This window comes from Actinomycetospora chlora, assembly GCF_039542135.1.
GTDB lineage: Bacteria > Actinomycetota > Actinomycetes > Mycobacteriales > Pseudonocardiaceae > Actinomycetospora > Actinomycetospora chlora.
Window position 1 is genome coordinate 158842 of record NZ_BAABHO010000003.1, and the last position, 25486, is coordinate 184327.

Annotated in this window: 23 protein-coding genes; 18 read left to right on the forward strand and 5 right to left on the reverse strand. The window is 74.3% G+C overall.

Annotation, left to right across the window (positions count from 1 at the left end; genetic code table 11):
* Positions 1-15 precede the first annotated feature (15 nt).
* The 5 genes from ABD994_RS03040 to ABD994_RS03060 are packed head-to-tail and all read left to right on the forward strand — an operon-like array spanning position 16 to position 3312.
* Positions 16-645, forward strand: a complete 630-nt coding sequence (locus tag ABD994_RS03040; RefSeq protein WP_345410906.1) for a TetR/AcrR family transcriptional regulator — start codon at positions 16-18, stop codon at positions 643-645.
* 40 nt (positions 646-685) lie between these two features.
* Entirely contained in the window at positions 686-1990 is a 1305-nt protein-coding gene (locus ABD994_RS03045; protein WP_345410907.1) for an aromatic ring-hydroxylating oxygenase subunit alpha, read from the forward strand.
* The gene (locus ABD994_RS03050; RefSeq protein ID WP_345410908.1) at positions 1987-2472 is read left to right on the forward strand and encodes an aromatic-ring-hydroxylating dioxygenase subunit beta; all 486 of its coding nucleotides are present in this window, start codon (positions 1987-1989) and stop codon (positions 2470-2472) included. The genes ABD994_RS03045 and ABD994_RS03050 overlap by 4 nt, the downstream gene beginning before the upstream one ends.
* Complete coding sequence (locus ABD994_RS03055) at positions 2469-2711, forward strand: hypothetical protein (protein ID WP_345410909.1); 243 nt, start codon at positions 2469-2471, stop codon at positions 2709-2711. The genes ABD994_RS03050 and ABD994_RS03055 overlap by 4 nt, the downstream gene beginning before the upstream one ends.
* A 10-nt stretch (positions 2712-2721) precedes the next feature.
* Complete coding sequence (locus ABD994_RS03060) at positions 2722-3312, forward strand: TetR/AcrR family transcriptional regulator (protein WP_345410910.1); 591 nt, start codon at positions 2722-2724, stop codon at positions 3310-3312.
* On the opposite strand, the gene ABD994_RS03065 is transcribed toward ABD994_RS03060, so the two are convergent.
* The gene (locus tag ABD994_RS03065; RefSeq protein ID WP_345410911.1) at positions 3309-4118 is read right to left on the reverse strand and encodes an enoyl-CoA hydratase/isomerase family protein; all 810 of its coding nucleotides are present in this window, start codon (positions 4116-4118) and stop codon (positions 3309-3311) included. The genes ABD994_RS03060 and ABD994_RS03065 overlap by 4 nt on opposite strands.
* 53 nt (positions 4119-4171) lie before the next feature.
* Between ABD994_RS03065 and ABD994_RS03070 the strand changes: the two genes are divergently transcribed.
* The 5 genes from ABD994_RS03070 (at position 4172) to ABD994_RS03090 (ending at position 8407) form a co-directional block, all read left to right on the forward strand.
* Entirely contained in the window at positions 4172-4966 is a 795-nt protein-coding gene (locus ABD994_RS03070; RefSeq protein WP_345410912.1) for an SDR family NAD(P)-dependent oxidoreductase, read from the forward strand.
* A gap of 55 nt (positions 4967-5021) precedes the next feature.
* Entirely contained in the window at positions 5022-6194 is a 1173-nt protein-coding gene (locus ABD994_RS03075; RefSeq protein WP_345410913.1) for an acyl-CoA dehydrogenase family protein, read from the forward strand.
* Between the two features lie 26 nt (positions 6195-6220).
* Positions 6221-6835, forward strand: a complete 615-nt coding sequence (locus tag ABD994_RS03080) for a TetR-type transcription factor C-terminal domain-containing protein (RefSeq protein ID WP_345410914.1) — start codon at positions 6221-6223, stop codon at positions 6833-6835.
* Complete coding sequence (locus ABD994_RS03085; RefSeq protein WP_345410915.1) at positions 6832-7545, forward strand: YoaK family protein; 714 nt, start codon at positions 6832-6834, stop codon at positions 7543-7545. The genes ABD994_RS03080 and ABD994_RS03085 overlap by 4 nt, the downstream gene beginning before the upstream one ends.
* Before the next feature lie 67 nt (positions 7546-7612).
* Positions 7613-8407: a class I SAM-dependent methyltransferase gene (locus tag ABD994_RS03090; protein WP_345410917.1), complete on the forward strand. Its 795-nt coding sequence runs from the start codon at positions 7613-7615 to the stop codon at positions 8405-8407.
* 20 nt (positions 8408-8427) lie between these two features.
* Here ABD994_RS03090 and ABD994_RS03095 read toward each other — a convergent pair whose 3' ends face one another.
* Entirely contained in the window at positions 8428-9492 is a 1065-nt protein-coding gene (locus ABD994_RS03095; RefSeq protein WP_345410918.1) for a hypothetical protein, read from the reverse strand.
* Positions 9493-9929: 437 nt separating this feature from the next.
* Between ABD994_RS03095 and ABD994_RS03100 the strand changes: the two genes are divergently transcribed.
* From ABD994_RS03100 to ABD994_RS03110, 3 genes are all read left to right on the forward strand, one after another.
* Positions 9930-10334, forward strand: a complete 405-nt coding sequence (locus tag ABD994_RS03100; protein ID WP_345410919.1) for a hypothetical protein — start codon at positions 9930-9932, stop codon at positions 10332-10334.
* 130 nt (positions 10335-10464) lie between these two features.
* On the forward strand, positions 10465-11085 hold the full coding sequence (locus ABD994_RS03105) for a DUF3159 domain-containing protein (RefSeq protein ID WP_345410920.1): 621 nt from the start codon (positions 10465-10467) through the stop codon (positions 11083-11085).
* A gap of 13 nt (positions 11086-11098) precedes the next feature.
* The gene (locus ABD994_RS03110; RefSeq protein ID WP_345410921.1) at positions 11099-12535 is read left to right on the forward strand and encodes a carotenoid oxygenase family protein; all 1437 of its coding nucleotides are present in this window, start codon (positions 11099-11101) and stop codon (positions 12533-12535) included.
* Positions 12536-12591: 56 nt separating this feature from the next.
* On the opposite strand, the gene katG is transcribed toward ABD994_RS03110, so the two are convergent.
* The gene (gene katG, locus ABD994_RS03115; RefSeq protein WP_345410950.1) at positions 12592-14784 is read right to left on the reverse strand and encodes a catalase/peroxidase HPI; all 2193 of its coding nucleotides are present in this window, start codon (positions 14782-14784) and stop codon (positions 12592-12594) included.
* Positions 14785-15042: 258 nt separating this feature from the next.
* On the opposite strand from katG, the gene ppdK reads away from it, so the two are divergent.
* Positions 15043-17721, forward strand: coding sequence for a pyruvate, phosphate dikinase (ppdK, locus tag ABD994_RS03120; protein WP_345410922.1), 2679 nt, complete (start codon positions 15043-15045; stop codon positions 17719-17721).
* A gap of 52 nt (positions 17722-17773) precedes the next feature.
* The gene (locus tag ABD994_RS03125) at positions 17774-19384 is read left to right on the forward strand and encodes an adenylate/guanylate cyclase domain-containing protein (protein WP_345410923.1); all 1611 of its coding nucleotides are present in this window, start codon (positions 17774-17776) and stop codon (positions 19382-19384) included.
* Here ABD994_RS03125 and ABD994_RS03130 read toward each other — a convergent pair whose 3' ends face one another.
* The gene (locus tag ABD994_RS03130) at positions 19385-21145 is read right to left on the reverse strand and encodes a pyruvate dehydrogenase (RefSeq protein ID WP_345410924.1); all 1761 of its coding nucleotides are present in this window, start codon (positions 21143-21145) and stop codon (positions 19385-19387) included.
* A 96-nt stretch (positions 21146-21241) separates the two neighbouring features.
* Between ABD994_RS03130 and ABD994_RS03135 the strand changes: the two genes are divergently transcribed.
* On the forward strand, positions 21242-22528 hold the full coding sequence (locus ABD994_RS03135) for an alpha/beta hydrolase (RefSeq protein WP_345410925.1): 1287 nt from the start codon (positions 21242-21244) through the stop codon (positions 22526-22528).
* Here the strand turns inward: ABD994_RS03135 and ABD994_RS03140 are convergent.
* Positions 22515-23330 (reverse strand): mycofactocin-coupled SDR family oxidoreductase, encoded by an 816-nt coding sequence (locus ABD994_RS03140; protein ID WP_345410926.1) that lies wholly within the window; start codon positions 23328-23330, stop codon positions 22515-22517. The genes ABD994_RS03135 and ABD994_RS03140 overlap by 14 nt on opposite strands.
* A gap of 27 nt (positions 23331-23357) precedes the next feature.
* On the opposite strand from ABD994_RS03140, the gene ABD994_RS03145 reads away from it, so the two are divergent.
* Complete coding sequence (locus ABD994_RS03145) at positions 23358-23990, forward strand: hypothetical protein (protein WP_345410927.1); 633 nt, start codon at positions 23358-23360, stop codon at positions 23988-23990.
* Positions 23987-25456 carry a protein adenylyltransferase SelO gene (locus tag ABD994_RS03150; RefSeq protein WP_345410928.1) on the forward strand — a complete coding sequence of 490 codons (1470 nt, stop codon included), beginning with the start codon at positions 23987-23989 and terminating at the stop codon, positions 25454-25456. Before ABD994_RS03145 ends, ABD994_RS03150 begins: the two co-directional genes overlap by 4 nt.
* The last annotated feature ends 30 nt before the right edge of the window (positions 25457-25486 follow it).

Sequence of the window (25486 nt, forward strand, 5' to 3'; positions counted from 1 at the left end):
AGTAGCCTGCGCGCCGTGGCGTCGGTGACCCGTCGAGCGCACGGCGCGCGTGCCCGGCGGCGGCAGGAGAACCTCGCGAAGCTCCTCGGCGCGCTGGAGTCGCTGCTGGCCGAGGGCGAGACGTTCACCGAGCTGTCGGTCGAGCGGCTGGTGGGGCGCGCGGGGGTCTCGCGCTCGACGTTCTACGTGCACTTCGCGGACAAGGGGCAGCTCCTGCGCGAGCTGACGGCCGACGTCGTCGACCAGCTGCTCGCGGCCGGACGCGGCTGGTGGAGCCACGAGCCGCCGGCGACGCGGGCGGAGCTGCGCGCCCGGGCCGAGGTCATCGTCGCGACGTACCGGCCGCACGCCGAGCTCATGCGGGCCGTCATCGACTCGTCGACGCACGACCCGGCCGTGCGCGAGGTGTTCCGCGACCTCACCGGCCGCTACGTCGAGGAGATCACCGACCACATCCGCGCCGGCCAGGCGACCGGGCGCGTGCGCCGTGACCTCCCGCCCGGCCCGACCGCCCAGATGCTGACGTCGATGGCCGAGCGCGGGCTGGACCGGATGCTCCGCGGCACCGACGACGCCGCCGCCCACGACGCCGTCGAGGCCTTCACCGCGATCGTCTGGAACGCCCTCTACCGCGACGCCCCCTGAACCTGGACACTGTGTCCAGACACTGCGTCCAGGAGGCCCGATGACCACCGTCGACGTCGACCCGGAGGCCGACCGCCTCCGCTCGCTCGTGCGCCCCGACGCCGTGCACGGATCGCTCTACACCGACGCCGGGATCTACGCCCGCGAGCTCGAGCGCATCTGGTACTCGACGTGGGTCTACGTCGGGCACGAGAGCGAGGTGCCCGAGCCGAACGACTACGTGCGCACGACGATCGGGCCGCAGCAGGTGGTCATGACCCGCGACCGGGCGGGCTCGATCCACGTGCTGCACAACCGCTGCTCGCACCGCGGCAACCTCGTGTGCGACGCCGACCGCGGCAACGCCGGGTCGTTCCGCTGCCCGTACCACGGCTGGACGTTCGCGAACACCGGCGAGCTGCTCGGCTTCCCGTTCAACCAGGGCTACGGCGGCTCGCGCGCTCGCGCCGAGCTACCCGGCCTGGCCGCGGCGCCGCGCGTCGCCTCGTACCGCGGCTTCGTGTTCGCGAGCCTGGCCGCCGAGGGTCCGACGCTGCGCGAGCACCTCGGCGCGGCCGCCGACCGTCTCGACCAGCTCTGCCGCCTCTCCCCCGCCGGCGAGGTCGAGCTGACCGCGGGCTGGGTGCGCCACGAGGTCACGGCCAACTGGAAGATGCTCGTGGAGAACGAGACGGACGGTTACCACCCGCAGTTCGTGCACTCGTCGATCTTCTCGATCTCCGGCAGCGGTATCGGCGCGCTCTACAGCGACCGGTCGAGCGCGGTGACGCGCGCGCTGGGCGGCGGGCACACCGAGAACGACCTGCGGCCGGAGTTCCGGAAGATGGGCGTCCCGATGGGCTGGGCCGGGACGCCCGAGGCGAAGATCCCGGACTACGCGGCCGCGATGCGCGCGACGCACGGCACCGCGGCCGCCGACGAGATCATGATCGACGGCGCGCCGCACGTCATGGTCTTCCCGAACCTGTTCATCGCCGAGATCCAGCTCTTCACCATCCAGCCGCTCGCGGTCGACCGCACCGTCCAGCACGTCACCGCGATCCAGTTCCGGGACGCGCCCGACCTCAACCGCCGGCTCGTGACGCAGTGCGTGGGGTCGGTCGGCCCGGCCGGGATGCTGCTCGCCGACGACGCGGAGATGTACGAGCGCAACCAGCGCGGGGTCGCGGCCCGGCAGCCGGAGTGGCTCGACCTGTCCCGCGGGCTGCACCGCGAGCGCGTCGACGACGACGGCTTCACCGTCGGCACCGCCACCGACGAGACGTCGATGCGGGCGATGTGGGCGCACTACCTGGAGCTCATGGAGACGAAGCGCAGCGGAGCTCGACCGTCGGAGATGACGTGACGAGCGTCGAGCAGGACATCGACCTCCGCGAGGCCGAGGCGTTCCTCTACCGCGAGGCCCGGCTCGCCGACGCGTTCGCGCTCGAGGAGTGGGAGGCGCTCTGGACCGACGACGCGGTCTACCACGTGCCCGTCGACGAGCACGCCGATCCGCGGACGCACATGTCGATCGTCTTCGACAACCGCAGCCGCATCGCCACGCGCATCCGCCAGCTGCAGACCGGGCGCCGGCACTCGCAGCGCCCGCCGTCGCGGCTGTGTCGCTCGGTGACGAATGTCGAGGTGCTCGGACAGGAGGGCGACGACACCGTCGTCGGCTCCGTCGTGCAGGTGCTCGAGTCCCGGGACCGCGGGCGGACGTGGTGGGTCGGTCGCGTCACGCACCGGCTCCGGCGGGTCGACGGCGAGCTGCGGATGGCCGCGAAGACCGTCGTGCTCGTCGACAGCGACCGCGCCCTGCCGACGATGTCGTTCCTGCTGTGAGCGAGACCGTCGCGAACGAGTTCGCCAGCGTGTCGGTCGCGGTCGACCACTCCGGCAACGGCACCCGCCTGCGGCTCGAGGACCTGCGCACCGGGACCGTGCGCTTCCTCGACGCGCTCGAGCTGGAGTCGATCGTGTGGGCCCCGGACGCGGTGCTGCGCTCGCTGCTCGATCCGTCGCTGCACCGCTGGCGCGACGCCGACGGCGCACCGGCACAGGAGTCGCTCGACCAGCCCTAGGATCGCGCCCGTGCGCAAGTCCGCCCGCACCCGCGAGCGCATCCTCGCCGCGGCCGCGCAGATCCTCAGCCGCAAGGGCTGGGCGGGCACGCGGCTGGTCGACGTCGCCGAGGTCGCGGCCGTGCAGGCGCCGGCCGTCTACTACTACTGGTCCTCGCGCGAGGAGCTGCTCGCCGAGGTCGTCACGGTCGGGCAGCGGGCGACGCACGCGCACGTCGTCGCCTCGCTCGAGGCGCTGCCCGCCGGGGCGGGCGCGCTGGAGCGGATCGACCGGGCGATCGCCGCGCACCTCGAGGTCGTGCTGGACCGCTCGGACTTCGCGCTGGCCGCCATCCGCAACGCCGCCCAGCTGCCCGCCGACATCCGCGAGCGCCAGCTCGTCGGCCAGCGCGAGTACGCCGACGTGTGGCGCGGGCTGGTGGAGGACGCCGTGGCCGCCGGCGAGCTGACCGCCGACGTCGACGCGCGCGCGGCGCGCATGCTCGTGCTCGGCGCGCTGAACACCGCACCGGAGTGGTGGAACCCGGAGCGCGGGCCGCTGGCCGACGTCGTGGCGACGACGCAGCACGTGGTGCGGCGGGGTCTCGCCCGGCGTCGCTAGTCGCCGGTGAAGTGCGGGGCCCGCCGCTCGATGACGGCGTCGAGCCCCTCGCGCGCGTCGGCGCTGCCCGAGAGCTCGGAGACCGTGCGGGCCTCCTCGGGCAGCTGCGCCTCCACGCGCGCCCCGAGCCCGGACCACATCAGCCACTTGGTCGCCGCGAGGGCGCGCGGCGCGCCCGCGACGAGCGTCGCGACGAGCTCCTCGGTGCGCGCGGCCAGCTCGCCTTCGGGCACGACGGCGGTGAGCAGCCCGGCGTCGAGCGCCTCGGTCGCGGTCAGCACCGGGTTGGTCAGCGCGATCTCCAGCGCCTTGCGCAGCCCGACGAGCGCCGGCAGCGTCACCGTCGCGCCGGCGTCGGGCGCCATGCCGACGCGCGTGGCCCCACCGAGGAAGCGCGCCGACTCCGCGGCCACGACGAGGTCGGCCGCGCACACCAGCCCGAACCCGCCGCCGCCGGCCGCGAACCCGTGCACCGACGCGACCACGGGCGCCGGCAGGGCGAGCAGCCCCGCCACCACCATCTGCAGCCGCGACGTCGCCTCGCGCAGGTAGTCGGGCAGGCCCGCGCCCTTGCTGGCGAACACCTTGACGTCGCCGCCGGCGCAGAAGTGCCGGCCCTCACCGCTGAGCACCAGCACCCGCAGGCCGGGGCGCGCGTGGCACGTCATCACCGCGTCGTGCAGCGCGGCCAGCAGGTCGACGTCGAGCCCGTTGGAGGCCTCCGGGCGGTTGAGGCGCAGCCGCGCGACACCGCGCTCGTCGACGTCGAGCAGCACCGGTCCGGACCCCACGAGCCGCTCGCCCACCGCTAGCCTCCACTCCGGTTTCTAACGACGATTAACCGTACACGGGAGTGCTCATGGACCTCGCGCTCGCGCAGGCCCGCGTCATCGTCACCGGTGGGGCGTCGAACATCGGCCGAGGCATCGTGCACGGGTTCGCCCGCGAGGGGGCGCGCATCGTGCTCGCCGACCGCGACGCCGACCAGGCCGCCGCGGTGCGCGCGGAGGCGCTCGACCTCGGCGCCGCGGCGCTCGAGGTGGTCGAGATCGACCTGACCACCGACGGCGCCGGCGCCCGGGTCGCCGGGGCCGCGGTGGACGCGTGGGGCGGGGTCGACGTCCTCGTCAACAACGCCGGCTGGAGCGTCCCGGGCTTCCTCACCGAGCAGACCGACCGCGCGCTGTGGCAGCGCACGATCGAGACCAACCTCTACACCGCGATCGACGCCACCCAGGCCGTGCTCGGGCCGATGGGCGACGCCGGGGCGGGGTCGATCGTGTTCATCTCCTCCGACGCCGCGTTCGGCGCGATCCGCCAGGGGGTCTACGGCACGACGAAGGCGGGGCTCATCGCCCTGGCCCGCACGACGGCGCGCGAGCAGGGGCGGCGCGGGATCCGGTCCAACGTCGTGTGCCCGGGGCTCGTGCTGCCCCCCGACGGCGCGGTCGGTGCGGCCAGCCTGTGGGCGGGCGGCCGGGACGCGGTGTTCGACGACGACCAGGTCGAGTACGTGCGACGCCAGACCCCGCTGCGGCGGCTGACCACCCCCGAGGACGTCGCCGACGCCGTCGTCTGGCTCTCGTCGTCGCGCGCGGCCCGACAGGTGACCGGGCAGGTCGTGGCCGTCGGCGGCGGGTCGTCGATGCCGTAGACACCGCACCTGCCATTTTTTATCCTGGATGAGAAACCGAGCCCCGGGAGCCCGCGTGAACCAGTCCTCGATCGTCCCCGAGACCGACGAGCGGGCGGCGCTGCGCGACGCCGTCATGGCGCTCGTCTCGCGCTACGGGCACGCCTACTTCGTCGAGCGGGCCCGCGCGCACGAGGAGCCCACCGCGCTGTGGAAGGAGCTCGGCGCGGCCGGGTTCCTCGGGGTGCACCTGCCCGAGGAGTACGGCGGTGGCGGCGGGACGCTCGGCGACCTGTCGGTGGTGGTCGAGGCCGCGTCGGCCGCCGGCTGCCCGCTGCTGATGACCGTCATCTCCCCGGCGATCTGCGGCACGATCCTCGCCCGGCACGGCTCGCCCGAGATGAAGCAGCGCTGGCTGCCCGGCATCGCCGACGGCTCGCTGAAGATGGCCTTCGCGATCACCGAGCCCGACGCCGGGTCGAACTCCCACGAGATCACGACGACCGCCCGTGCGGACGGCGAGGGCTGGCGGTTGAGCGGCACCAAGTACTGGACCTCGGGCGTCGACGAGGCCGACGCGATCCTCGTCGTGGCGCGCAGCGGCGCGGGTCCCGGTGACGGCGCCCGCCGGCCACTGAGCCTGTTCGTCGTCCCCACCGACGCGCCGGGCCTGACGTGGCAGCCCATCGAGGCCGCGCTCGTGCAGCCCGAGCACCAGTTCACGGTGTGGTTCGACGACGTCCCCCTCGGCCCCGAGGCGCTCATCGGCGACGACGGCAACGGGCTGCGCCAGGTATTCTCCGGCCTCAACCCCGAGCGCATCACCGCCGCGTCCATCAGCAACGGCATCGCGCTCTACGCGCTGGCGAAGGCCACGGCGTACGCGACCCAGCGCACGGTGTGGAAGGGCGTGCCGATCGGCGCGCACCAGGGCGTCGCGCACCCGCTCGCCGAGGCCTACATCGGCGTCGCGCAGGCCCGGCTGATGGCCGCGCGCGCCGCGGAGCTGTTCGACGCGGGCGCCGATGCGGCCGAGGCGTCGAACATCGCGAAGTTCGCCGCCGCGGACGCCTCGCTGCGCGCGCTCGACCAGGCCATCCAGGCCCACGGCGGCAACGGCCTCGCCCTCGAGTACGGCCTCGCCGACCTGTGGTTCCTCGCCCGCATGCTCAAGACCGCACCGGTGAGCCGCGAGATGGTGCTGAACTTCGTGGCCCAGCGCAGCCTGGGCCTGCCGTCCTCGTACTGAGCCGTCCCGACCCTAGGCTCGCCCGCGTGACCGAGACCGCGCGCGACACCAAGTCGGCCCGGACCCGCCGGCGCGTGGTGGACGCCGCGGCGCACGTCCTGGTGCGCCGGGGCTACGCGGGCACGCGGCTGTCCGACGTCGCCGAGGTCGCGCAGGTGCAGGCGCCGGCGATCTACTACTACTTCGCCAGCCGCGACGAGCTCATCGACGAGGCCGTCGCCGTCGGACTGCACCGGGCGCGCTCGCTGGTGTCCGAGGCGCTCGACGCCGCACCGCCGGACCTGCGCGCGATCGACCGGCTCGGGATCGCCGTGGCCGCGCACCTGCGCACCCTGCTCACGCACTCCGACCACGCGGCGGCGGCCGTGCGCACGGTGCCGCAGCTGCCGGAGGCCATGCGCGAGCGGCACCGCCAGGCCCAGCGCGACTACGTCGACGTGTGGCGCGCGCTCGTGGCGCAGGTGCGCGCGGAGGGGGACCTCGACCCCGGCCTCGATCCCGGCACCGCGCTGATGGTCGTGCTCGGCGCGCTCAACTGGACCGCGGAGTGGTGGGACCCGGCGCGCGGCTCGCTCGACGGCGTCATCGACGCCGCGCAGCGCCTGGTGCGCGACGGGCTCGCGGCGACGGAGCAGCCGTGACCGGCGCCGGCACGACGCTGCGCGGCGCGCTCGTCGACGACCGGGACGGGCCGCTGCCCGCGATGCTCCTGGCGTTCACGTTCCTCGCCGGGATCGTCGACGCGACCAGCATCCTCGCGCTCGACCACGTCTTCGTCGCCGCGATCACCGGCAACATCGTCTTCCTCGGGCTCGGGCTGGCCGGCGCGGGCTCGATCGTCTCGCCGGCGATGGCCGTCGCCGGGTTCGTGGTCGGGGCGGTCGTCGGCGCGCGGGTCTGCCGGCACGCCGGACACCGCGGGCGGGCCGTCCGCGACACCGCGATCACCAAGACGACGCTCGCGGTGCCCGTGACGCTCGTGGTCGTGCTCGTCGATGGCCCCCTGGGCACGACGCCGCGGCTGGCGGTGACGGCCCTGCTCGCCGCCTCGATGGGCGCCCAGCTCGCGCTGATCCGCCACCTCAAGGTGCCCGACCTCCTCACCGCCGTGCTCACGCTGACGACGATCGGGCTGCTCACCGAGCACGGCGGCGGGCGCCGCGACCCGCTGGTGCTGCGGCGCGTGCTCGCGCTGCTGGCGTTCGTGGCCGGGGTCGTCGCCGGCGGCCTGCTCGTGGTGGGCGTTGACGCCGGGGCGGCCCTGCTGCTCGGGCTGCTGGTGATCCTCGCCGTCGGCGCCGGCAGCCACGTCGTGTCGCGCGACGAGGCGCCGTGGGCGGCGCCCCGGTAGCGCGGCACCGACGTCGCGGGCCCTCCGGCCCTTGTCCCGCCGCACCGCTCCTGGGACAACCGTGGGCGTGGACGCGGACGTGACGTGGGTCGGGTCGATGCCGGAGGTCTACGAGCGCTGCCTGGTGGAGCCGGTGTTCCGCCCGTTCGCGCGCGAGCTGGCCCGGCGGGCGGCGACGTCCGTGCCCACCCGGATCCTCGAGCTCGCGGCGGGCACCGGTGTCGTCACCGCGGAGCTGGTGGCCGCCCTGCCCGACACGGAGATCACCGCGACCGACCTCAACGAGGCGATGGTGGCGCTGGCGTCCGCGCGGGTGCCCGGACCCATCTGGCGGGTCGCCGACGCGGCGGACCTGCCGTTCCCCGACGGCGCGTTCGACCTCGTCGCGTGCGGCTTCGGCGTGATGTTCCTGCCGGACAAGCCGGCCGGCTTCGCCGAGGTCGCGCGCGTCCTCGCCCCGGACGGGCGTTTCGTGTTCAGCGCGTGGGGCACGCTCCCGACGCACGGCTTCGGGCAGGCGGTGGTGGACGCGCTCGAGGACGTCGTCCCCGGCGAGGTGCCGCCGTTCCTCGCGACGGTGCCGCACGGCTACGCCGACCCCGCGCGCGTCGCCGACGACCTGCGCGCCGGCGGCTTCACCGACGTCGAGGTGGACACGCTCACCCTCGAGGGCACCGCCGACGACGCGGCGGACATCGCCGTCGGCATCTGCACGGGCACCCCCATGCGCGCCGACCTCGCCCGCCGGGGGGACCTCGACGCGACCGTCGCCCGGGTCGCGGCGGCGATGACCGACCGGTTCGGCGCGGGTCCCTGGACCACCGCGATGACCGCGCACCTCGTTGCCGCGCGCCGTCCCTGACAGGCGTTCCCCGCGCGGCGTCAGTGCGCGTCGCGTGGCGCCGCCGTGCGCGGCACCAGCTCGATCTCGGGCCGTTTCTGTTCCGGATCCTTGGGGCCCGCGAGGTTGTCGAGCACGTCGCGGGCACGCCGGTCGATCATCCCGGTCAGCAGTTGTTGGGCGTAGCCGAACACGAGGGCGTAGGCGAGGATCTGTTCCTGGCTGTCGAGCGCCGAGAGCCCCGGCACGAACTGTCCGCGGATCGCGATCAGGGCGCCCACGGCGGTGAGCGCCCCGGTCGGCACCTTCAGCAGCGCGAGGCACACCGGGATGTCGTAGGGCGTGGCCGTGCCCCGCATCGTGCGGATCGAGACCGCCGCGGACAGCGAGCCGCCGAGGAGCCCGAGCAGCGCCACCACGACGAGGTCCCAGCCCCCGGGCACCTGCGCCGGGCCGTCACCGGTCGGGCACGCGAGGGGCTGCGCCGACGGCGGTCCCCCGAAACAGAGCGGGATGAGCGCGGGCCGCAGGAACGCGATGCCGGCGAACACCACGTCCAGCACGGTGATGAGCAGCGTCGTCACCAGGATGACGTTGCGCAGGTTGCGCACCCGGGTGTGCTGCCGGTCCGAGGCCTCGTGCCCGGCCTCGACGACCCGCCGCAGCCAGGTCCGGCGACCCGCCCCGTTCTTCATGGTCACGAGCTTGCGCGCCGCGAGCCGGATCGGGTCGTCGCGGTGCAGGGCGAGCTCGACGCGCGAGAGGGCCGCCGGCACCTCCGCGTCGACCTCGTCGTCGGTGTAGAGGCGGACGGCCTCGGCCTCGGCCCGGTGCAGGTGGCCGAAGGCCGCCTCGATGTCCGTGCCGCGCCACCAGCTGCGGACCGGACGGCGCGGAGGGTCCTCACCCCGCGCCGCCCGGAGTGCGGCGTCGAGCATCCCGTCGACGGTCTCGACCGTGCCGGCCCGCGCCTCGTCGGAGCCCCGCGTCGTGCGCGCACACCGCAGGCGGGCGCGCAGGGACGCGACGCTGACCTCGACCTCCTGCATCCAGGCGCGGCCGACCCCCCGCGGCGCGCCGCCCCGCCCCTTGCCGAGATCCAGCATCGCGACCTCCCCCTTCCGTCGGGTGCCGGTCGGGCGAGTGTGCGGAGGACGATTCGCGACGCACAATGCGTCCCACCCGCCCGGCCCAGGGGCTCGCGCCCGCGTCGGCAATTCCACCGACGCGGGAGGTCGCGATTCTGCGCGCGTGTACGCATTCCTGCTGACGCCGTTCGGGTCCCGATCGGGATCGCGCGCGGAACGGCCACGGAAACCACGCCGCGTGGTCGGCGCAGCGGTTCCGGAGAACCGTTCCCGCCCGCTCGCCGATCCTCCGCCGCGGCGTCGGGGCGGACCGCGTCGGTAACCGGGCGGCCACCGTCTCCCCGGCTCCGCGCGGGGTCGCGGGGACGGTCGCGGCAACCCGCCGGCGCAAGGGCTCGCCCCACGGGCCGCGGCAGGGAATCATGGGGCGTGCACCGTGCGGGAGGAGGCGGATCGTGTACGCGGACCTGCTGGCCCAGCGCGTGGTCGAGCTCATCGAGGGCGCCTCGTTCCCCCACCTGGATCCGGCCTCGGTGATCAGCGTCATCGCGCTGCTCCTCGCCGGGGCCGGTCTCGTGACCGTGCGGGACTACGCCCTCGGCGGCGGTGAGCGCCTCCCGCTGCTGGTCGCCGAGCCGTTCCCCCGGGTGGAGGCCTCCATCGGCATCGTGGCCGCCCTCGAGGGGGTGGACGAGGCACTGTCCCGCCGCCTCGCGCACTACGCCCAGCACCCCGCGGTCGACGGCCTGGTGCTCGTCGGGGCCGCGCCCGGCGCCGTGCCACTCCCGCGCGCGGTCGGGGGCGTCCCCCTGCGGACGGCCACCGCGGTGTCGTCCCGCGCCACGGGCCCGACCCACTGACACTCGGTCGGCCCAGTCGGTCGTCCTAGATCGTTACCCTGGGCGAGTCAGATCCGCGTCTCTCCCCTTGAATCTTCCACCCTCGGCCGCTCATGCTGACGCAGAGTCATCACCAGCGGCTGGAGGCGTCGTGCAGAAAGCGTCCATCTTCCTGGGCTTCGTGCCCTGGATCGTGTTCTCGGTCGTCGCGGGACCGAGCACCTGGGAGTGGGCGGCGCTCGCGGCGCTCGTGTGCTCGCTGGTGCTCGCGGTGCCGGACTGGCGCCGCAGCCGCTCGATCAGCATCCTCGACGCCGCCGCCCTGGTGTTCTTCGCCGTCCTGCTGGTCCTGAGCGTCACGCTCGACCGCGCCGCCCTGCAGCCCATCGAGGACCGCGCGCAGCTGCTTTCCAGCGTCGTCATCGCCGTGGTCGCGCTCGGCTCGCTGGCCGTCGGCCGGCCGTTCACCGAGTTCTACGCGAAGAAGGAGGCCCCGCGGGAGGTCTGGGGCACGCCGACGTTCAAGCAGATCAACCGCGTGCTCACCGGCCTCTGGGGCGTCGTGTTCGTCATCAACGCGCTGTGCGACGTGGCCGTCGGCTACTGGGGCGCGAGCCCGGACGTGTTCAACTGGGTGATCCCGATCGTCGCGATCGTCGTCGCCGTGAAGATCACCAGCTGGTACCCGGCGCACGTCCGGGCGCGCGTCCAGGCCGAGCACGGCACCCACGGCACCCACGGCGCCCACGAGGCCCCGGCCCAGTCGGCCTGACGGGAGGAGCACCGTGACCACCACCGTGCCCTCCGGCCCGCCCCCGGTCGACGCCGTCCACGACCCGCACCTCTCCGGGCTCTTCGAGCCGGTCATCGACGAGATCGACGCGGGCGACCTCGAGGTGATCGGCGAGCTCCCGCCCGACATGGACGGGACGTACCTGCGCAACGGCCCGAACCCGCGCTTCACCCCGCTCGGCTCCTACGTCTACCCCCTCGAGGGCGACGGCATGGTGCACGGCCTGGTCGTCTCGGAGGGACGCGCGCGGTACAGCAACCGCTTCGTGCACACCCCGATGCTCGACGCCGAGATCGCGGCCGGCCGCGCCCTCTGGGGCGGGCTGATGACGGGCTACACGCCGGGGGCCGACGAGGTCGGCCCCTCGCTGGCCGGGCTGACCAAGGACCTGCCCGACATCAACGTCGTCCGCCACGGCGGGAAGCTCCTGGCCCTCGCCGAGTCGAACCCGCCGTACGCGCTGTCCCCGGAGCTCGCGACCCTCGGCAAGGAGACGTTCGGCGGCTCGATCCCCGCGGGGATCTGTGCCCATCCGAAGGTCGACCCGCGCACCGGCGAGATGATCGTTTTCTGCTACGGGCTCGAGCCGCCCTACCTGACGTGGTCGGTCCTCGGTCCCGACGGCGGCACGCGCCGGGCGCCGACGGCCGTCCCGACCGTCGACGAGCCCGTGATGATCCACGACATGGCCATCACCGCGCGCTACGTCGTGCTCGTGCTCGGGCCGCTGTACTTCGACGTGGCCGCGGTCATGCGGGGTGGCTCGCTGCTGTCGTGGCGGCCCGACGACGGCACGCGCGTCGCGCTCATCCCGCGCGACGGCGGCCCGGTCCGCTGGGCGCACTCCGACGTGTTCTGGACGTGGCACAGCGCGAACGCCTACGACGTGGACGAGAGCGCCGACGGGGGCGTCGTCCTGGACTACGTCCAGTGGTCCCGGCCGGCCGGGCTGTCCCCGAGGGACACCCCGCTGGTCGGCGGCATCGCGCGGGCCGAGATCGACCCGGCGCGCGGCACGATCACGCGACGGATGCTCACGGAGCCGCAGGGGATGGAGTTCCCCCGCGTCGACGACCGGCGCCTCGGCCGCCGGCACGACGTCGTCGCGCTCGGCGCGAAGACCGGCCGCGTCGACCTCACCACCGGCGAGTTCGACGCCGTGCTCTTCCTCGAACCGGCCACCGGGACGGCCGTCACGTGGGAGGCCGGCGACCTGTCGGTCGGCGAGCCCTGCTTCGTGCCGAAGCCCGGCGTCGACGACTCCGCGCAGGGCTGGTGGGTGACGTTCGCGACCGACCGCACCGACCGCACGAGCTGGTTCGTCGTCATCCCGGCCGCCGACCCGGGCTCGGGCCCGGTCGCGCGGGTGCGGATGCCGGCCCGCGTGCCGCTGGGCCTGCACGGCGCCTGGCTGCCCACGCAGGAGTAGGCCCGGGACAGCAGAACGCCCCGGCCGCGACGGCCGGGGCGTTCTGGTGTCGTGCGTCAGTTCAGGTCGTAGCGGTCCAGCATCATGACCTTGTCCCACGCCTTCGCGAAGTCCTCGACGAACTTCTGCGCCGCGTCGGCGCTGGCGTAGACCTCCGCGACCGCGCGCAGCTCGGAGTTCGAGCCGAACACGAGGTCGTTGCGGGTGCCGGTCCAGTGGATCTCACCGTCGGCGCCGCGGGCCTCGTAGACGCCGTCCTCCTCGGCCATCTTCGCCCACTGGGTGTTCATGTCGAGCAGGTTGACGAAGAAGTCGTTCGTCAGCTGCCCGGGGCGCTCGGTGAGGACGCCGTGGGTCGAACCCCCGGTGTTCGCCCCCAGCACCCGCAGGCCGCCCACGAGGACGGTCATCTCGGGCGCGGTGAGGTTGAGCAGGTTCGCCCGGTCGACCAGCAGGTACTCGGCGGGCAGCGAGTGGCCCTTGCCGAGGTAGTTGCGGAAGCCGTCGGCGGTGGGCTCGAGGTGGCTGAACGAGTCGACGTCGGTCCACTCGAGCGAGGCGTCCGTGCGGCCCGGGGTGAACGGCACGGTGACGTCGAAGCCGGCGTCGCGAGCCGCCTTCTCCACCGCGGCGACGCCGCCGAGCACGATGAGGTCGGCCAGCGAGACCTGCGTGCCCGACGCGTTGAACGACTTCTGGACGTCCTCGAGCGCGGAGAGCGTGCGGCGCAGCTCCTGCGGGTCGTTGACCTCCCAGTCGATCTGCGGGTCGAGACGCACGCGCGCGCCGTTGGCGCCGCCGCGCTTGTCGCCGATGCGGAACGTCGACGCCGACGCCCAGGCCGCCTTGACGAGCTGGGAGACGGTCAGGCCCGCGTCGAGGACCTGCTTCTTGAGGTCGGCGATCTCGGCGGAGCCGATCACCGCGCCCTCGTGGGCGGGCACCGGGTCCTGCCAGATCAGCGTCTCCTGCGGCACCCACGGGCCGAGGTAGCGCTGGATCGGGCCCATGTCGCGGTGGGTCAGCTTGAACCAGGCCCGGGCGAACGCCTCGGCGAACTGCTCGGGGTTCTGGTGGAACCGCTGCGAGATCTCCTTGTAGACCGGGTCGACCTTCAGCGAGACGTCGGTGACCAGCATCGTGGGCTGGCGGGTGAGCTCGCCGGTCTCCGGGTCCGGCACGGTGTTCGCGCCGCCGCCGTTCACCGGGCGGTACTGCCACGCGCCGGCCGGCGACTTGTGCAGCTCCCACTCGTAGCCGAAGAGGTTGTCGAAGTAGGCGTTGCTCCACTGCGCCGGCGTCGAGGTCCAGGTGACCTCCAGGCCCGACGTGATCGTGTCGCGACCCTTGCCCTTGCCGAAGCCCTGGTGCCAGCCCAGGCCCTGCTCGGTGATGTCCGCGCCCTCGGGCTCGGCGCCGACGAACTGGTCGGGGTCGGCCGCGCCGTGGGTCTTGCCGAACGTGTGGCCGCCGGCGATGAGGGCGACGGTCTCCTCGTCGTTCATCGCCATCCGGCCGAAGGTCTCGCGGATGTCGCGCGCCGCGGCCAGCGGGTCCGGGTTGCCGTCCGGGCCCTCCGGGTTGACGTAGATGAGGCCCATCTGCGAGGCACCGAGCGGCTGCTCGAGCTGGCGGTCGCCGGTGTAGCGGGCGTCGCCGCCGAGCCACTCGCGCTCCGGGCCCCAGTAGGTCTCGTTGTCGGGCTCCCAGACGTCGGGACGCCCGCCGGCGAAGCCGAAGGTGGTGAAGCCCATGGTCTCCAGGGCGCGGTTGCCCGTGAAGATCATCAGGTCGGCCCAGGAGACCTTCTTGCCCCACTTCTGCTTGACCGGCCAGAGCAGGCGGCGGGCCTTGTCGAGGTTGCCGTTGTCCGGCCAGCTGTTGAGCGGCGCGAAGCGCTGCATCCCCATGCCGGCGCCGCCGCGGCCGTCGGCCAGGCGGTAGGTGCCGGCCGAGTGCCACGCCATGCGGATCATGAAGCCGCCGTAGTGGCCGAAGTCGGCCGGCCACCAGTCCTGCGAGGTGGTCAGGACCTCGTCGACGTCGCGCGCGAGCTCGTCGAGGTCGACGGTCTTGAACGCCTCGGCGTAGTCGAAGTCCTCGCCCATGGGGTTCGACGCGGCGGTGTGGCTGCGCAGCACGCGCAGGTTCAGCTGGTTCGGCCACCAGTCGACGTTGCCGCCGCCCTCGGTCGGGTGCGCGAGACGCCCGCCGTGGACCGGGCAGCCGCCGGCCTGGTCGGTGTTCATCTCCGTCTCGCGGGTCACGTGGCTCTCGGACACGAGGTGGTCCTCCGGGTGTCGGTGGGTGTTCGGTGTCACGGTTCTCGCGGTGGCACTCGCCCCGCAGTCTGGCCCCCAAACTGGAATGAATCAAGAATGGGCCCGGGCGCGCAGCATCTGCGCGCCGAGCGTCACGGTCACGGGCCCGGGCGAGGACTGGCCGACGGGCTGCCCCTCGGCCAGGCTGGCCGGGTCGGTGCCGGCAGTGGTGACGGAGGGGCCCGCATGACCAAGCTCGTGTACTCGTTCAGCGAGGGCGACAAGGACCAGAAGGACCTGCTCGGGGGCAAGGGCGCCAACCTCGCCGAGATGACGAACCTGGGGCTGCCGGTACCGCCCGGGTTCACCATCACCACCGAGGCCTGCCGGGCCTACCTCGCGGACGGCCACGAGCCCGCCGGCCTCGCCGACGAGGTGACCGAGCACCTGGTCGCCCTCGAGAAGACGATGGGCAAGCAGCTCGGCCAGGCCGACGACCCGCTCCTGGTCTCCGTGCGGTCCGGGGCCAAGTTCTCGATGCCCGGGATGATGGAGACCGTCCTCAACGTGGGCCTCAACGACTCCTCGGTGCGCGGGCTGGCCGAGCAGGCCGGCGACGACCGCTTCGCCTGGGACTCCTACCGCCGCCTGGTGCAGATGTTCGGCGCGACCGTCCTCGGGATCGAGTCCGAGCACTTCGGCGACGCGCTCGACGCCGCCAAGAAGGCCAAGGACACCACGAACGACCTCGACCTCGACGCCGACGACCTCGCCGCCCTGGTGGAGACGTTCAAGGGCGTGGTGCGCGAGCACGCGGGCCGGGAGTTCCCCCAGGACCCGCGCGAGCAGATGGACCTCGCGATCCGCGCGGTGTTCGAGTCGTGGAACTCCCCCCGCGCGAACGTCTACCGCCGCCAGGAGCGCATCCCCGCCGACCTCGGCACCGCGGTGAGCGTCTGCTCGATGGTGTTCGGCAACCTCGGCATGGACTCGGGCACCGGCGTGGCGTTCACGCGCGACCCCGCCTCGGGCGAGCAGGGCATCTACGGCGACTACCTGCAGAACGCGCAGGGCGAGGACGTCGTCGCCGGCATCCGCAACACGCTGCCGCTCACCGAGCTCGAGCGGATCGACAAGGCCTCCTACGACCAGCTGCTCGAGATCATGTCGACGCTCGAGAACCACTACCGCGACCTGTGCGACATCGAGTTCACCATCGAGCGCGGCAAGCTGTGGATGCTGCAGACCCGCGTCGGCAAGCGCACCGCGGCCGCGGCGTTCGTCGTCGCCTGCCAGCTCGTCGACGAGGGCCTCATCGACATGGACGAGGCGCTGCAGCGCGTCACCGGCGCCCAGCTCGCGCAGCTGATGTTCCCCCGCTTCGACCGCGATGCCGACAAGGAGCTGCTGACCACCGGCATGAACGCCTCCCCCGGCGCCGCCGGCGGCGTGGCGGTGTTCGACTCCCCGACCGCGGTACGGCGGGCGAAGGCCGGCGAGAAGGTCATCCTGGTCCGCCGCGAGACCACCCCCGACGACCTCGACGGCATGATCGCCGCGCAGGGCGTGCTCACCAGCCGCGGCGGGCGCACCTCGCACGCGGCGGTCGTGGCCCGCGGGATGGGCAAGACCGCGGTCTGCGGCGCCGAGGAGCTCGAGGTCGACGTCCGCGGCAAGAAGATCACGCTGCCGGACGGGCGCGAGGTCGTCGAGGGCGACACCCTCTCGATCGACGGCACCAACGGCGAGGTCTACCTCGGCGAGGTGCCGGTGGTGGCCAGCCCGGTGATGTCCTACTTCGAGGGCTCGACGGGGCTCGCGGAGAACGACGACCTGGTCGCCGCGGTGGACCGGATCATGCGCCACGCCGACGGCGGCCGGCGGCTGAAGGTGCGCGTCAACGCCGACACCGGCGAGGACTGCGCGACCGCGCGGACGTTCGGCGCCGAGGGCGTGGGGCTCTGCCGCACCGAGCACATGTTCCTGGGCGAGCGCCGCGAGCTCGTGGAGACGCTCGTGCTCGCCGAGACCCGGGACGAGCGCGAGAAGGCACTGGCGGCGCTGCTGCCGCTGCAGATCGAGGACTTCACCGCGATCTACCGGGCGATGGAGGGCCTGCCGGTGACCATCCGGCTGCTCGACCCGCCGCTGCACGAGTTCCTGCCCGACCTCACCGAGCTGTCGGTCGAGGTCGCGGTCGCCCGCGAGCGCGGCGAGCTGACCGAGGAGAAGGAGGAACTGCTCGCCTCGGTGCGCCGCCTCCACGAGCAGAACCCGATGCTCGGCCTGCGCGGCGTGCGCCTCGGGATCGCGGTGCCCGGCCTGTACGCGATGCAGGTCCGGGCGATCACGCGGGCGGCGGCGGCGCTGGCCGCCGAGGGCATCACCGTCCTGCCCGAGATCATGGTGCCGCTGGTCGGCACGGTGCAGGAGCTGCAGGCGGTGGCGGCGGAGATCGCCGAGGTCGTGGCCGAGCCGGAGTCGCTGGTGAACGGCGAGCCGGTCGAGCACCAGATCGGCACGATGATCGAGCTGCCGCGCGCCGCGCTCGTCGCGGCCCAGATCGCCGAGACCGCGGAGTTCTTCTCGTTCGGCACGAACGACCTCACGCAGACGACGTGGGGCTTCTCCCGCGACGACGTCGAGAGCTCGTTCTTCTCCGAGTACCTCGAGACCGGCATCTTCGGCGTCTCGCCGTTCGAGTCGCTCGACACCGAGGGCGTCGGCGAGCTCGTCGAGATCGCGTCGTGGCGGGGCCGCGAGGTGCGCCACGACCTCAAGCTCGGCATCTGCGGCGAGCACGGCGGCGACCCGGACTCGGTGCACTTCTTCCACCGCGCCGGCCTGGACTACGTGTCCTGCTCGCCGTTCCGCATCCCGGTCGCCCGCCTCGAGGCCGGCCGGGCGGCCGTCGCCGGCGAGTGATGTCCGCCGGATAGGCGGTACTACCGGTACCGCCTCGGTAGGCTCGGATCCCGTGACCGAGGACCCGGGACGGCACGGTGCGCACGGTGTGCACCAGGACTTCCGCCCGTCGACGAAGGCGCTGGTCGGCGCCCAGGTCGTGGTGTCCAACATCGTCGGGGCGGCGATCGTGCTCGGTCTGGCCGGGTGGCTGCTGCCCACGCAGTCGCTCGTGCCCGACATCGACGACGCCCTGCGCCGCAACCTCTGGGCGTTCGGGATCTACCTCCTCCTCGCCGGGATCGTCGGGCTCGCGTGGGGCTGGGCGTGGATCCGCGTGCCCCCGCCGCCCGCCGACGACGCCGGCGAGGAGGCCTGGCGGCGCCACCGCGGGATCGCCCGGCGGGCGGTCCTGTCCGCGGCGGTGCGGGTCACCGTCGTCCAGGCGGTGCCGTGGCTGCTGGCGGTGGTGGTGTTCACCGCGCTCAACGCGCTGTCGTCGGCGACGGTCGCGCTGACGGTGGGCTGCGTCGTCGCGCTCGGCGGCATCGCGACCGTGGCGGTCGGCTACCGGCTCAGCGAGCTGGCCCTGCGCCCCGAGGTGGCCCGCGTCCTGGCCGAGGACCCGCCCGAGCGCCTCGGGTTCCTGCCCGGCGTGGCCGCCCGCTCCCTCTCCGCGTGGGTGCTGGGCACGGGCGTGCCGGTGCTCGGCATCGCGCTCGCGGCGGCCGCGTCGTTGCTGTTCCGCGACTACTACACGGTGACGCGCCTGGGCGTCGTCGTCCTCGTGCTGGCCGCGATCGCGCTGGCCGTCGGCTTCCTGCTCACGGCGCTGACCTCGACGGCGCTCGCCGCGCCCGTCATGGACGTCCGCCGCGCCCTGCGCCGCGTTCAGGAGGGGGAGCTCGACACCCGCGTCGCCGTCTCCGACACCACCGAGCTCGGCATGCTCCAGGCCGGCTTCAACGAGATGGCCGGCGGCCTGCGCGAGCGCGACGAGATCCGCGAGCTGTTCGGCCGCCACGTCGGCCGGGAGGTCGCGCAGGCCGCCCTCGCCGGCGACGTCGACCTGGGCGGCGAGCTGCGCGACGTCGCCGTGCTGTTCGTCGACCTCGTCGGATCCACCGCGATGGCGTTCGACCGGCCCCCGCAGGAGGTCGTCGGCGTCCTCAACGCGTTCTTCGCCGAGGTGGTCGACGTCGTCGAGGGGCACCAGGGCTGGATCAACAAGTTCGAGGGCGATGCGGCGCTGGCGGTGTTCGGGGCCCCGAGCGCGATGGACGACGCCGCGGCCGCCGCCCTGGCGGCCGCGCGGGCGCTGGCCGTGCGCCTCGACCTCCTCGACCCGCCCGTCACCGCGGGCATCGCCGTCTCCGCGGGGCCGGCCGTGGCCGGCAACATCGGCGACGCCCGCCGCTACGAGTACACGGTCATCGGCGACCCGGTGAACGAGGCCGCCCGGCTCTGCGACCTCGCCAAGGGCCTGCCCGGCCGCGTGGCGGCCTCGGACGCCGCGATCACCCGGGCGGGCGGCGACGAGGACGCCCACTGGTGCGAGGTCGACGTCGTGCGCCTGCGCGGGCGCCACCGCGTGACCCACGTCCACGCGCCGCGCTCGCGCAGCGGCCGCGGCGCCGGGCGGCCCGGCGAGGAGGACGCGCGGGCGGTCCCGCAGGCCCGCTGACTACCGCAGCGGGTGGCGCGGGATCGAGCGCAGGTTGGACCGGGCGAGGTCGACCATCTTGCCGACGCCGCCGGAGAGCACGGTCCGCATGCCCGCGAGCATGAAGCCGCGCACCTGCTCGGCGGCGATGTGCGGCGGGATCGACAGCGCGTTCGGGTCGGTGCGCACGTCGACCAGCGAGGGACCGCGGTGGTCGAGCGCCGCGCGCAGGGCCCCGCGCAGGTCCGCCGGGTCCTCGACCGTCGCGGCGTGCAGCCCGGCCGCGGCGGCGATCGCGCCGAGGTCGGCGGGCCCGTGGTCGGTCTGGAACGACGGGAAGCCCGCCACCATCATCTCGAGGCGGATCATGCCCAGTGACCCGTTGTTGAAGGCGACGACGGTGAGGTCGAGGTCGTGCTCGGCGGCCGTGAGCAGCTCCCCCATCAGCATCGTCAGCCCGCCGTCGCCGGACATCGACACGACCTGGCGGCCCGGCTGCGAGACCGCCGCCCCGATCGCGTGGGGCAGCGCGCAGGCCATCGTGCCGTGCCGGAACGACCCGACGATCCGCCGCCGGCCGGTCGGGGTGATGTAGCGGGCGGCCCAGACGTTGCACATCCCGGTGTCGACGGTGACGACGGCGTCGTCGGCGAGCTCGTCGTCGAGCACGGACGCGACGTACTCCGGGTGCACCGGGCGGTGGTCCTCCACCCGCTGCGTGTAGGCCTCGACCACGTGCTCGAGCGCGTCGGCGTGGTGGCGCAGCATGCGGTCGAGGAACGTGCGGTCGGTCTTCTCGGTGACCAGCGGCAGCAGGGTCCGCAGGGTCACGCCGACGTCGCCCTCGACGCCGAGGTCGAGCACCGTGCGGCGCCCGAGGTGCCGGGCGTCGCGGTCGACCTGCACGGTGTGCGCCTGCGGCAGGAAGCCGTCGTAGGGGAAGTCGGTGCCGAGCAGCACCAGCAGGTCGGCCTCGTGGCTCGCCTCGAAGCAGGCGCCGTAGCCGAGCAGCCCGCTCATCCCCACGTCGTACGGGTTGTCGTACTGCATCCACTCCTTGCCGCCCAGCGAGTGGCCCACCGGCGCCGCCACCCGCTCCGCCAGCGCGAGCACCTCGTCACGGGCCTCCCGCACGCCGGCCCCGACGAACAGCGTCACGGTCCCGGCGCGGTTGATGTGCTCGGCCAGCGCCTCGACGCGGTCGGGCGCGGGCGTCACCACCGAGGACGGCGCCACGAGGTCGCCCCGGCCGGTGTCGTGCGCGGCGGGCAGCGCCGTGACGTCGCCGGGCAGGACCAGCACCGACACCCCCCGGTCGGCGAGCGCGGTCTGCATCGCGATGCGCTGCAGGCGGGGCATCTGCTCGGGCCGCGAGATGAGCTCGCACCACGACGAGCACTCGACGAACAGGCGCTCGGGGTGGGTCTCCTGGAAGTACTGCGTGCCGATCTGGGTCGACGGGATGTGCGACGCGATCGCCAGCACCGGCGCGCCGGAGCGGTGCGCGTCGTACAGCCCCTGGATCAGGTGCGTGTTCCCGGGCCCGCAGCTGCCGGCGCAGACGGCGAGCGTCCCGGTCAGCTGCGCCTCGGCGGCCGCCGCGAGCGCGCCGGCCTCCTCGTTGTGCACGTGGATCCAGTCGATCCCGCCCGCGGCCGCCCCGCCGGAGCGGCGCACCGCGTCCACGATCGGGTTGAGGCTGTCCCCCACGAGCCCGTAGATGCGACGGACGCCCGCCTGGACGAGGACCTCGATCAACTGATCGGCGACGGTGCTGGCCACGGGCGTGCATCTTCCACCCCGGCGCGCCCGGTCGCACCCCTCGTTCCACCCGTCCGGGACCGACGGGCGCCGGGTCGCCGTGGTTCCCTCGTCGTCGTGACGACGCAGGGGGTGCGCAGCCACCGCGCGGGAGGACCACGCCGGCCGGCCGCGCGGGACCGGCGGCCGGCGGACCAGGCCTCGCGGTGGCGCACGGCGCTGCGCGTGGCCGCGCTCGTGCTGCTCGGCCTCGTCGCGCTGGGGCTGGTGGTCGCCGCGGTGACGGCCGTGGCACCGGCCACGGAGCTCCTCGGGGCCGGGGCGTCCCCGATCGTCGTCGTGGTCTACGGGCCGCTCCTGGCGCTCGTCGGGGTGGTCGCCTGCGTCGAGGCGTGGGTGCTGCTGCGCGTGCTGCGGTGGGCGCCCGCGACGGTCCGGCGGGTGACGACGGCCGTGGCGGCGGTGACGACGGTCGCCACGCTCGTGCTGCTGGGCGCCGTCGGCGCCGTGCTGACCGCGACGCTGGCGAATGGCGGGAGCGTCGACGTGGGGCGCGCGCTGGCGCTGTCCGGCCCGCCCGCGGGCGCCGGGCCCGACGAGCGCCCGGTCTACGGCGCCGGCCCCGACGGCGCGCTGCTGCACCTCGCCGTCACCCGCCCGCGCGGCGCGACCGGGCCGGCCCCGGTGCTCGTCTGGGTGCACGGCGGCGGCTGGACCACCGGCTCCGAGCTCGACCGCGCCGCCGACCTGCGCCGGTTCGCCGACGCCGGCTGGCTCGCGGTGTCCGTCGAGTACACCCTCGCCACACCCGGACGCCCGACGTGGGACGTGGCCGCGCCGCAGGTGGCGTGCGCGCTCTCGCGGGTGGCCGAGCGCGCCGCGGCGGACGGCGGCGACCCGCGCCGGATCGTGCTGGCCGGCGACTCGGCCGGCGGACAGCTCGCGGTCACCGTCGGCGAGCGGGCGGCGTCGGGCACCCAGCCGTCGGCGTGCGCGTCACCGCTCGGCGTGCCCGTGCCGCGGGCGATCGCGACCCTCTACCCGGCCGTCGACCTCGCCGACACGTGGACCAACGGGCGCGGCGGGCAGCGGCCCGCCCTGACCTACACCGGCGGGACGCCCGACCAGGTGCCCGACCGCTACCGGGCCGTCGCCGGGGCGAGCGCCCTCGCCCCCGGGGGCCCGCCCGTGCTCGCGATCGTGCCGGCGCGCGACCGGCTCGTGCCGCCCGGCGGCACCGCCCGCTTCGTCGAGACCGCGAACGGGTCGGGGGTCGAGGCCGTGCGGGTGACCGTCCCGTTCGCCGACCACGCCTTCGACGTCGGGCCCGACGGGTCGCTCGGCCACCAGGCCGCGTTCAGCGTGCTGGAGCGGTGGGCCACCGAACGGATCAATATTCCGTGACGCCGGCGTCGGGGGCGACCTCGTGCGCGGTGATGAACCGCGACTCGTCCGAGGCCAGGAACAGCACCGTCTGCGCGACGTCCTCGGGGGCGGTCCAGTCCACGGGCAGCATGTTGGTGAACATGTGCCGCGGTCGCGGGTCGGCCGCCATCGCCTCGCCCAGCGCGGCCTGCATGGCCTCGCTGCCCATGCCCGTCGCCATGCCCGTGGGGTGCACGGAGTTGACGCGCACGTGGTGCTGCGCGAGCTCGGCCGCGAACGCCTTCGCCATGCCGCGCACCGCCCACTTGCTGGCCGTGTAGGGGACCATGTACGGCTGCACCTTCAGCCCGGCCGCCGAACTGATGACGATCACCGATCCCCCGCCCGCGGCGACGAGGTACGGGGCGCCGGCCATGATCGTGTTCCACACGCCGGTGACGTTGACGTCGAGGGTGTCGCGGAAGATCTCCGGCGTGACGCGGTCCCAGGCGCGCGGGATGCAGATGCCGGCGTTCGCCACCACGACGTCCAGGCGGCCCAGCCACCCGACGGCCTCGCCGACCGCCGTGCGCAGCGCCCCGGCGTCGCGCACGTCCACCTGCACCGGCACCGCCCGCCGTCCCGCCCGCTCGACGCCGGCCACCGTCTCGGCGAGGTCGTCGGGCGTCGCCGGCGCGTAGTCCACCCCGGGCAGCGGGCCGCAGACGTCGACGGCGACGACGTCCGCGCCCTCCCGCGCCAGCAGCAGCGCGCCGGCCCGGCCCAGTCCCCGCGCCGCGCCGGTGATCAGCGCGACCTTGCCCTCCACCCGTCCACCCACACCGGCATCTTCGGGTACGCCTCCCGGATGCACACGGACCGGTTCGCGGGCTGGATCGCCGGGGTCGGCACGGCCGCCGGGCTGCGCGCGGTGGTCGGGCACTGGCCCGTCTCGCCGTTCGGGGCGTTCACCGACGTCATGGTCGAGCGACCCGACGGCCACCGGATCCTGCTCGCGCCCGACGAGCGGGTCCGCGACTTCGTGGCCGCCACCTACACCTTCGACGAGGTCCGCCTGGGCCCGGTGAGGCACACCGTCGGCATCGGCGAGCACCGCGTCGCCACCGCCGAGCTCGACCTCGCGCTCACGGTCGGCGGGCGCCCGCCGCTGGGGTGGTTGCTGCGCGCCGTGCCGGGCCGGCTGGCGACCGCACCGGCCTGGATCACCGCCGTCGACGTCGTGGCGCGCCGCGTCCTGCCCGGGGTGCGGACGGTCGGCTCGGCCGGCGGCGGGCGCCGCGAGTACTACGGGGCCCGCGACCTGCACCGCGTGGCCGACGCCCGGGTCCGCTTCGAGGGCGCCGACCAGGGCGCGCTCGCCCCCGTGTCGCCGCCCGTGCGGTTCGGCTTCGGGTCGACGCCGACGACGCCCTCGCTGGTCCGGATCACGACGCTCGTCCGGCATGCGGCGGACACGCCGTGGTTAACCTCGGATCCATGACCGTCGCCGCGTCGCCCGTCACCCTCGACGACTGGTTCGCCCGCGACCTCGGAGGGTTGTACCGGCCCTGGCAGGCGGACCCCGCGCCGTCGCCGGAGCTGGTCGAGCTGAACGCCGGGCTCGCCGCCGAGCTCGGCCTCGACGCCGAGGCCCTGCGCTCGCCGGAGGGCGTCGCGATCCTCGCGGGTGCGGCCGTCCCCGCCGGCGCGACGCCGGTGGCGCAGGCCTACGCCGGGCACCAGTTCGGCAACTACTCCCCACGCCTCGGCGACGGCCGCGCGCTGCTGCTGGGCGAGCTCACCGACCCGGCCGGCCACCGTCACGACCTGCACCTCAAGGGGTCCGGGCGCACGCCGTTCGCCCGCGGCGGCGACGGCAAGGCGCCGCTGGGCCCGATGCTGCGCGAGTACGTCATCAGCGAGGCGATGCACGCGCTCGGCATCCCGACGACGCGCTCGCTCGCGGTGACCACCACCGGCGAGGCCGTCGTGCGCGACGGCCGCCGCCAGCCCGGCGCCGTGCTCGCCCGCACCGCGGCGAGCCACCTGCGGGTCGGCACGTTCCAGTACGCGGCGGCCACCCGCGACGCCGACCTGCTGCGCCGCCTCACCGACCACGCGATCGCCCGGCACCACCCGGACGCCGCCCACGCAGAGCGCCCGGCGCTCGCGCTGCTCGAGGCCGTCGTCGAGGCACAGGCGTCGCTCGTCGCGCGGTGGATGGACGTCGGCTTCGTGCACGGCGTCATGAACACCGACAACACGACGATCTCCGGCGAGACCATCGACTACGGCCCCTGCGCCTTCCTCGACGCCTACGACCCGGCGACGGTCTACAGCTCGATCGACCACGGCGGCCGCTACGCGTTCGGCAACCAGCCGCAGATCGTGCAGTGGAACCTGGCCCGGCTCGCCGAGTCACTGCTGACGCTGATCGACGACGACACCGACACGGCGATCGCGCTCGCCACCGACGCCGTCTCCGGCTTCGGCGCGACCTTCCTGCGGCACCGGTCGACGGGCCTGCACGCCAAGACCGGGCTCACCGACGAGCACGGCGAGCTCGTCGAGGACCTCCTGCGGCTGCTGGGCGAGCAGCACCCCGACCACACCCGCTTCTTCCGCGGCCTGTCCGCCGCCGCCCGCGGGGACGTCTCCCCGGTGCGCGACCTCGTCGTCGACCGCGACGCCGTCGACGCCTGGCTCGACCGCTGGCGCGCGGCGCTGGAGGCCCAGGACCGGCCGGTCGAGCAGAGCGCCGCGGCGATGGACCGCGTCAACCCGGTCTACATCCCCCGCAACCACCAGGTCGAGGTCGCGCTCGACGCCGCGATCGCCGGTGACCTCGCCCCGTTCGAGCGCCTCGTCGACGTCGTCACGCAGCCCTACGACGAGCGCCCCGGCCTCGACGAGTACGCGAAGGGCGACCCGTCGGCCACGGGCTACGTCACCTACTGCGGAACCTGACCGGCCGCCGGACCGGGTTGCGGAACCCGT